General features: G+C 56.3%; 10 protein-coding genes. 2 read left to right on the forward strand and 8 right to left on the reverse strand.

The annotated features are described in order from the left end of the window. The 8 genes from PD885_RS19985 to PD885_RS20020 form a co-directional block, all read right to left on the reverse strand. Positions 1 to 711, reverse strand: coding sequence for a TrbJ/VirB5 family protein (locus PD885_RS19985; RefSeq protein ID WP_002805311.1), 711 nt, complete (start codon positions 709 to 711; stop codon positions 1 to 3). Beyond that, on the reverse strand, positions 708 to 2,135 hold the full coding sequence (locus tag PD885_RS19990; protein ID WP_231895781.1) for a TraG/VirB4 family ATPase: 1,428 nt from the start codon (positions 2,133 to 2,135) through the stop codon (positions 708 to 710). Before PD885_RS19990 ends, PD885_RS19985 begins: the two co-directional genes overlap by 4 nt. A gap of 22 nt (positions 2,136 to 2,157) precedes the next feature. Next, on the reverse strand, positions 2,158 to 3,096 hold the full coding sequence (locus PD885_RS19995) for a VirB4 family type IV secretion/conjugal transfer ATPase (protein ID WP_145954119.1): 939 nt from the start codon (positions 3,094 to 3,096) through the stop codon (positions 2,158 to 2,160). 52 nt (positions 3,097 to 3,148) lie between these two features. Then, positions 3,149 to 3,511: a VirB3 family type IV secretion system protein gene (locus PD885_RS20000; RefSeq protein WP_002805102.1), complete on the reverse strand. Its 363-nt coding sequence runs from the start codon at positions 3,509 to 3,511 to the stop codon at positions 3,149 to 3,151. 13 nt (positions 3,512 to 3,524) lie between these two features. Beyond that, positions 3,525 to 3,848 (reverse strand): TrbC/VirB2 family protein, encoded by a 324-nt coding sequence (locus tag PD885_RS20005; RefSeq protein ID WP_002805100.1) that lies wholly within the window; start codon positions 3,846 to 3,848, stop codon positions 3,525 to 3,527. Beyond that, a complete protein-coding gene (locus PD885_RS20010) occupies positions 3,845 to 4,105 on the reverse strand; it encodes a hypothetical protein (protein ID WP_145954080.1) in 261 nt (86 codons plus the stop codon). The genes PD885_RS20005 and PD885_RS20010 overlap by 4 nt, the downstream gene beginning before the upstream one ends. Before the next feature lie 166 nt (positions 4,106 to 4,271). Continuing rightward, positions 4,272 to 4,733 (reverse strand): hypothetical protein, encoded by a 462-nt coding sequence (locus PD885_RS20015; protein WP_002805097.1) that lies wholly within the window; start codon positions 4,731 to 4,733, stop codon positions 4,272 to 4,274. A gap of 40 nt (positions 4,734 to 4,773) precedes the next feature. Then, on the reverse strand, positions 4,774 to 5,682 hold the full coding sequence (locus tag PD885_RS20020) for a DUF3991 and TOPRIM domain-containing protein (RefSeq protein ID WP_002805094.1): 909 nt from the start codon (positions 5,680 to 5,682) through the stop codon (positions 4,774 to 4,776). Positions 5,683 to 5,916: 234 nt separating this feature from the next. Here PD885_RS20020 and PD885_RS22320 point away from each other — a divergent pair, with 234 nt between their 5' ends. Together PD885_RS22320 and PD885_RS22325 are read left to right on the forward strand one after the other, a co-directional pair. Continuing rightward, on the forward strand, positions 5,917 to 6,261 hold the full coding sequence (locus PD885_RS22320) for an LPD29 domain-containing protein (protein WP_231895782.1): 345 nt from the start codon (positions 5,917 to 5,919) through the stop codon (positions 6,259 to 6,261). Beyond that, complete coding sequence (locus tag PD885_RS22325) at positions 6,224 to 6,523, forward strand: hypothetical protein (RefSeq protein WP_231895783.1); 300 nt, start codon at positions 6,224 to 6,226, stop codon at positions 6,521 to 6,523. The genes PD885_RS22320 and PD885_RS22325 overlap by 38 nt, the downstream gene beginning before the upstream one ends. The last annotated feature ends 248 nt before the right edge of the window (positions 6,524 to 6,771 follow it).

A 6,771-nucleotide genomic window follows, 5' to 3' on the forward strand; every position in this document is an offset into this window, starting at 1 on the left:
TTAGTTAGTGCCGACCGATGTATCGAGCGACGGGAAATTGCCGGTGCCGCTGGTTTGCGCGCGCAGTTCGTTAGCCATTTGCTTGGTCGCCACGCTTTGTGCTTGGGTCAACTGCGCCACGCTTTGAAGCCGCGACTGATCGTTCTGTAACTGCGATTGCTCGGACTGGATGCGCGCCTGCAAGTCCCACACGGCCTTGGGATCGGTAGCTGAGGAAATGTGATTGGTGAGTGTTTGCAGGAGATTGACGCGCTGGCTGGCCGTGGCGTAAGCCTGTTGCCCCAATGCCTGTTGGGAGGCTGAGACGTTTCGAACCTTGTCAAGATACTGCTGCATTTGCGGAGACAGCCGGCTCAGGTCAGAGCTGGAAAGAACCGACTGCATCTGTTTGATTTGATGCGCGGCCGATGCGAGTGAGCCAAACGAGCCGTCGCCGCTGTTCAGTACGTTCATGGCGCTGTTCCAGTCAGCGGGTAGGTAGTTGCGGTTTTGACCGGAGAGGAGGCCGGCCATGCCGCGATCACCACTCATCGCATCCAACTGGTCATTCATCTGCTTCAACTGCTGCTGCAAGTAGCTGACTTGCTGGATCGCTTTCTCGATGGCGGCAATGTCCACGACCGGCATACCGGTCGCGAACGAAGGCAACGGCGTGACTGCTACGGAAAGGAAAATAGCCACCGCAAGGGCGGTATTCTTGGCGTTCTTCATGCTTCTCTCCTGTGTTGGTCAAAGTGGGGAAGCCATTTAATCGGGTCTTGCCCGAACTGCGCGATCAACTGCTGAACGACTTCGATGTTGGCCTCGCGGCTGGACAGCAGAGCCAACTCACGGTCGAAGCCCTTGAGGTCTAGCTTGGCGACGACAGAGTGATGCCCCTGCTTGACAAGGAACATCCTGGAGCCCTCTTGGATGTCTTTCTTGACAAGATCGAATTCACGATCCGAGCAGTTAAGACCGCCGCTGGTGTATTCGCTGTACACGGCATCGGGGTTGGAGAACAGAATCTTCGTCGGCGTTTGCTCAATCAGTGTTCGGCTGATCGGATGGTTCAGAGCGTCGCTAGGCGACTGCGAATCGAGCACGACGAAGCCGTTCTTTTTACGGATCGTTTTCAACTGATCCTTGGCGAAGTCAGCCATTTCCGGGTCGCCCAACGCACGCCAGAATTCGGCGATAAACAGTGCGAGCCGCCGACCGTCGATGAGGCTTTCGGTCAGGTGGAACAGGTGCATGTTGATCGGCGAGCGTAATTCATCATCTTTCAGGAATGAAGTTACGTCGAAGCCGGTAGTCAGTGCCGAACCGAAGTTATCGATAAGCGTGTCGCGCGGATTATCGAAGAGCCAAGCGTTCGGGCCATCCGGCTTGCCGTGCTCGCGTGCATAGCACCATCGCTGCAACTGCGCATAAATGCCGCTGCGGTCTTTGGTCAGGAAGTCGAGCACGCGGCCGAGCCGGCGATGTTCGAGGTCCATGCGAAGCACCGCATTGATTGCCTGTTCAATGTCGATTTCGTCGGTGACGCTCAATGTTTGAGAGGGGCGGGTGCAAAGGCGTCGCACGAAGCGGTTCAGATACTGCACGGTGCCAGGTTTGGCCGGGTCGAGCCAGAACGGATTCCAGCCGGTCGGCTCGCCTGGCTTGATCGGGTAGTAGGTGCCACCGAGGGCACGAATGACCAGTTCGGTATCGCGGTCCTTCGTGAAGAGAACCGAAGTCACGCCGAACTTCTGCAACATGCACAGCAGGAAGGCAATGAGCGCGGTCTTGCCGCTGCCGGTCGGGCCGAGCACGAGCGTATGGCCCACGTCCTTTTTCGTGCCGCCGCTTTCGTCAAACGGATCGGCCGCGTGGAAGCTGAAATAGTAGGGCGTGTCGGCCGACGTGATGAACATCGTGAGTGCATCGCCCCAATGGTTGCCACGGCGCCGGCCTTGCGGGAAGTTATGCAACGGGGCGAAGCCGGCCATGTTCTTACTGTTGATCGGCGACAGTCGCGGACGTAACTTGAACTGCGCCGGTAGCTGCGCCCAAAAGGCCGAAGCAATTGCGAGGTCTTCGCGCGCGGCCGTGATGCCGCCTTCTGACAGAGCCGTTCGCGCTTCAGCGATGTGATCGTTCAGTTCGCGCAAGCTGCCGGCTTTCACGAACAGGCTAAAGTGATGGTCGCCCCATCACCCAGCGGCGTGCGGTCAGATCATCGACCGCATCATCGATTTCATCGACTTGCGAGAGGGCATCGTCGCCGGAGTTAATCATCCGGTTCTTCGACAGTTTCAGCTTCCAACGTGCGCTTTCCATTTGCAGGAAGCTGAACGATTGCGACAACACGAATGAAAATGGCTGCGTGAGCAGGTGATTCAAGAACACCGACTTTGATTCGGGCGGGTAAGCGTTGATGCCGAGCATCGCGCCATATGTCGTTTTCGTCGGCGAGCGCAGTTCGATTGCTTCGTTGCCAAAGAACGGGCGCGTCGTGGGAATTAGAGTGCGCAACGGCGCTTGAGCGAGCGGAATACGTTGCCACTCACTATTGACAAGGAATGCAAAGAACTCAAGGGGCTCACTGAAATACACGCCGTTGTGCTCATAGATGCCGAGCCGTTCAACGTCGTATCGAGACAGCGACGATTCGACTTCACGCACTACCTTTTCGAGCGCGTCGATTGATTCGGTCCGTTCTTGCGCGAACGCTTGGGGGGTGCCGGAGGAAACCAACGACCAAAGGGCTTTGCCGACCATTGAGGGGTGCGGGCGATACACCACCGTCAAATACAGTTCGTTGACCATAAGCAATTCGCCGCTCACGCGAGCGGCGTACTTCTCATCGAGGTCGGCGGCAAAGCCTTCGGGAAATTCACCGTCTGGATATTTATTTTCCGGTCGGCGAACGATGTGCTGCCAGACGGCGACATTCTGCGAAGCGATGCTTCGCAGAAGGCCATTCAGACGATGGTGCCAGTTGTTGACTTGCTCATCGTCGGCGCTCTCGAAGCTAGCACCAGTCAAGCGCAGCACAATGAGGTAATCGTGGTGCTCCGTCTGGATAGCAGTCGGTGTCAGGTGGACGGAGTAAGGGATGTTCTTCGACAAAACCGGCTCACGCCGAATGGCACGCTCGCGCTTGCATCTACCGTCGCTGTCATTACAGCACCTTCCTCGATTTCCTTCTACGGAAGAAGGATCGTTTGCGTGGGATGTGAAGTTCCAAGGGACTGAATGTGGCGGCTCGCCAATAGGCGAAATTGCCGAAGAAGGCGAAGCCTTTCGTCGGCCCCCACTGCATGAGCAATTCAAACGTGCGTGGATCGCGCATGCAGATCAGGAAGCAGATGCCATGAATGGGGACAAACAGCAGAAGCCAGCGCAGATCGCGCGTCCAGATGAAGGCTTCCATTGTCACTATGATGTTGATGACGAAGGCTTGCCACGTCACGCCCCAGAACATCGTGGGGCGCGTCGGCCCCACGAACAACGTGTCAACGATGATTCCGTCGTTCTTGCTCATGGAAGCCTCGCGGTTAAACGCCGAACAGCCCGCGAATCCAGCTAACGATTTGATCCTTGCCGAAGAACAGGACAATGCCAACTACGATGCCGACAAACCAATACCAAGAGATTTTGCCGAACCAGCAAAGCACGGCCACGGCGATGATGGCGATGCCGGCAACCGGCGAGAGGATGGTTACAATATCGTTCGACAAGCCAGACGTACCACCCGCGAACGGGGAGCTAGCGCTGGCGATGCCAGGAATGCAGCAGAGCAGGGTCGCGAGAAAGGCAGCGAAGATGAGGTCGGCGCATGAGAGGAAATGATTACGCGCGGGAGTTGTTTGCTTCGTCATGTTGGTGCCTTGAATGATAATTCTAGATTGATCGGGACCTTGGGAAGATTTAGGCCCCGAAGGAAATTCGCCAGCGTGTTCACGTTGGCCCATACGCGAGGTGTCTTGCGTGCGCTTGTTAGGATGCAGTCCCCCTCTTTCCACGAGACGGTTACAACCAGGCAAAACCGTTCTTCGTCAGTCTCGCGAATCTTGAACTGCGAAATAACCCCGTTTGCCACGTAGTCCATCAGTTCTTGCTCGTCGATTGCGTTCATGGCTATCCCGTACATCAAAATCAAAAATTGTAGCTCGGGATGCCTGTTCTGTCGCCGCATGATAGCATTTTCTGCAATACATTTATGGCTATATTGTAGCAACAAAACATGCGAAAGTGTCAAATAGAAATTTGACTAACCTGTATTGTTCAATTTTGTCAACCTGTCATTGCGCATCGGCTGGTTGCGGTTGGGGACGGTTGTACACGTCCCAATACGGTGCCGGCCGCTGATCGGTCATAGGCGTGGCGGCAGCACGCGCCCGCACCGCTACAAGCGCTGCCTTTGCTCCACTTGGCGCCCTATCGAGATTGGCAAGCTCGCCTTGGATGGCTTCGACGTTCTTCTGATGGTCGAGCACGGACTGCTTTAGAGCGTCGATCTTGTCGGAAAGCTGCTTGCCGCTGATCGCGGCCGACAGCGCGCCGTTTGCGTCGTCGTAGGCTTTCTTTTCCGTAGCCAGTTCGCTTTGCAGGATTTGTTGGCGTGTTTTGTCGCGGCTTTTTTGCGTAGCCGCATCGACGGCGGGGAAGGCTGTGGCAGGCAAAGCGTCTTGCGACCAGGCAGTAAGCGACAACGTCGCGGCGAAGAGCGCGGCGGTCAGGGCATGGGGTGGGCGGCATGTCATGGCAATGTCTCAGTAGCAAACACGTTTCGGGCGGGAGGGATTACCGTTCTACTTCTTCGGCGCTACGGACTGCGGTTCGCTGGGCTTTTAGTTCGTCGTTCCAGTCTTTGCCTGTGGTTGGCAGTTGACGCTCAACAGGGCTTTGAACGGCTGCTGCAAGGACCTTGCTTTGAGCATCGCCGGACTTATCAGCGTCGAAACCGGCGACGAGTTTGAAGCCTTTTTCATCGAGCGCTCGCGCAGCAGCTGTCAGCATGTCGCGGCCGCTGCCGGCAGTGCCGATCACCAAGGTGTTCGGGTGAATGGCCTGGTAGCTCATGGCATCGATGGCCGACTCAACGAACACGGCAGTCTTGGGCTTCGACGTGCCAGTGAAAAACAGACCTTTCTCGCCGCGCACGCCGTGAAACGGCTTGTCGGACGTGCCGCGTAATTCGGCGCCGATCTGCTTCCCTTCGAGATCGCGCAGGCTGAAAACAGCGTTCGCGTATTTGTCGGCCCACAAGCGCCCTTTGTCTATCGCGTTATCGACAATGGCTTCGGGGATGCCTCGCTTGACGGTCAAGTAGTTGCGCACGCGGTCGAGCTTGCCCACCACCGGCTCAGGTACGTGGAGTTTTGGCGCTGGCGTCGTGTCAAGGATGCGCTCTGCGTGCTTGCGTGCTTCTGCCTGGTATTGATTGATTGCTGCGTCGCGGCTGATGTTGCCGCCGAGCCAAGCAACAGCCTCTTTGAACTTGAACCCGCCTAAGTGCATCGCGAGGTCTATTGATCCCCCACCGCCTTGCGCCTGGTCGTGGTTGTAGAACTTCCCATCCGTGACCGTGATACGGCCCGCATGCGACTTCCAATTGCGCTTTGGGTCCTGCGGGTCTGGCTGCGCGCCGAAACGCTCTAGAACAGCTTTAAGGGGAATTTCGCGAAGCTTCGAGATTTCGAGTTTGTCCATGTCTGCCGCTCCACATCAAAACATACAAATCTGCTACTACGGGAAGTAGCATTATGTGCGACATGATGAACAATAGCAAACCGAAAAGGTTGATAAAACTATTGACTTTCTATAAAAGTCAACATATAATTTAACCATGCAGTGATCGACTGGCACTGCAAAAAGCGAAGCCCCGCACGGCGGCAACCGTGGCGAGGCTTCTCACCGACACCTTAACTGTTACGGAGTTAAAGCATGGCTACCAAGTATTTTACTTGTGCCGAGACGGCCAAGCTAATTCGCAAAGCCCTCAAGGAAGCCTTTCCAGGGATCAAGTTCAGCGTCAAGAGCCACACCTACAGCGGCGGCGCCTCGATCAATGTTAGGTGGACAGATGGCCCGAACGAAGAACAGGTGAAAGCCGTCGCCCGTCATTTCGAGGCGTCATATTTCGATGGCTGCATCGACTACAAGGGTTCCATCTATCACATGATGGAAGGGCAGAGTGTCCGCTTTGGCGCCGACTTCATTTTCTGCTACCGCTACTACACCCGATGCCGCCGTGCAGAAAGCTATCGATGCGGTCTATCGCCGCTTTGAAAGTAACTTCAAAAGAGACGGGATCGCCAAGCCGACGCTTTCCGATTACTACAGCGGTGCGCTTTGGAACGCGCGATTGAGCGGTCTACATGTCTACTGCAATCAATGTATCGCGGGCGATATCGAGGTGGCTTTGGGCAAGCACAGTGACCGCTTGAAGGTCGATAAGAGTGCGACGGCTGCGGCGGTCTTCGTGACCCACGACGACGGCTACAGCCGCATGAATGGCGCCGGCATGTCTGCCGTGCCGATTGACCTGTAACGCGCGCCCGAAGGGAGGCCCGAAAGGGCTTCCCTTCGGATGATCCACTGAAAACGCGGGTCGCTTGCCAGGGCGCCCCCTTAAAATGACGGAGAAGAGGGAAACAGCTATGTTGAAGGCGGTTGTTCTGGGACTGCTCAGTGCGTTGTTTGTTTTCGTGATTACGCGCGGTTTGATGGGTCGAGTGCCAGCCGCGCTCGCCAGCGTCGTCATGTTCGCTATGTGGCTAGTAGTGGAAGGAGCGCGGC

The organism is Xanthomonas fragariae (assembly GCF_900183975.1).
GTDB classification, from domain to species: Bacteria; Pseudomonadota; Gammaproteobacteria; order Xanthomonadales; family Xanthomonadaceae; genus Xanthomonas; species Xanthomonas fragariae.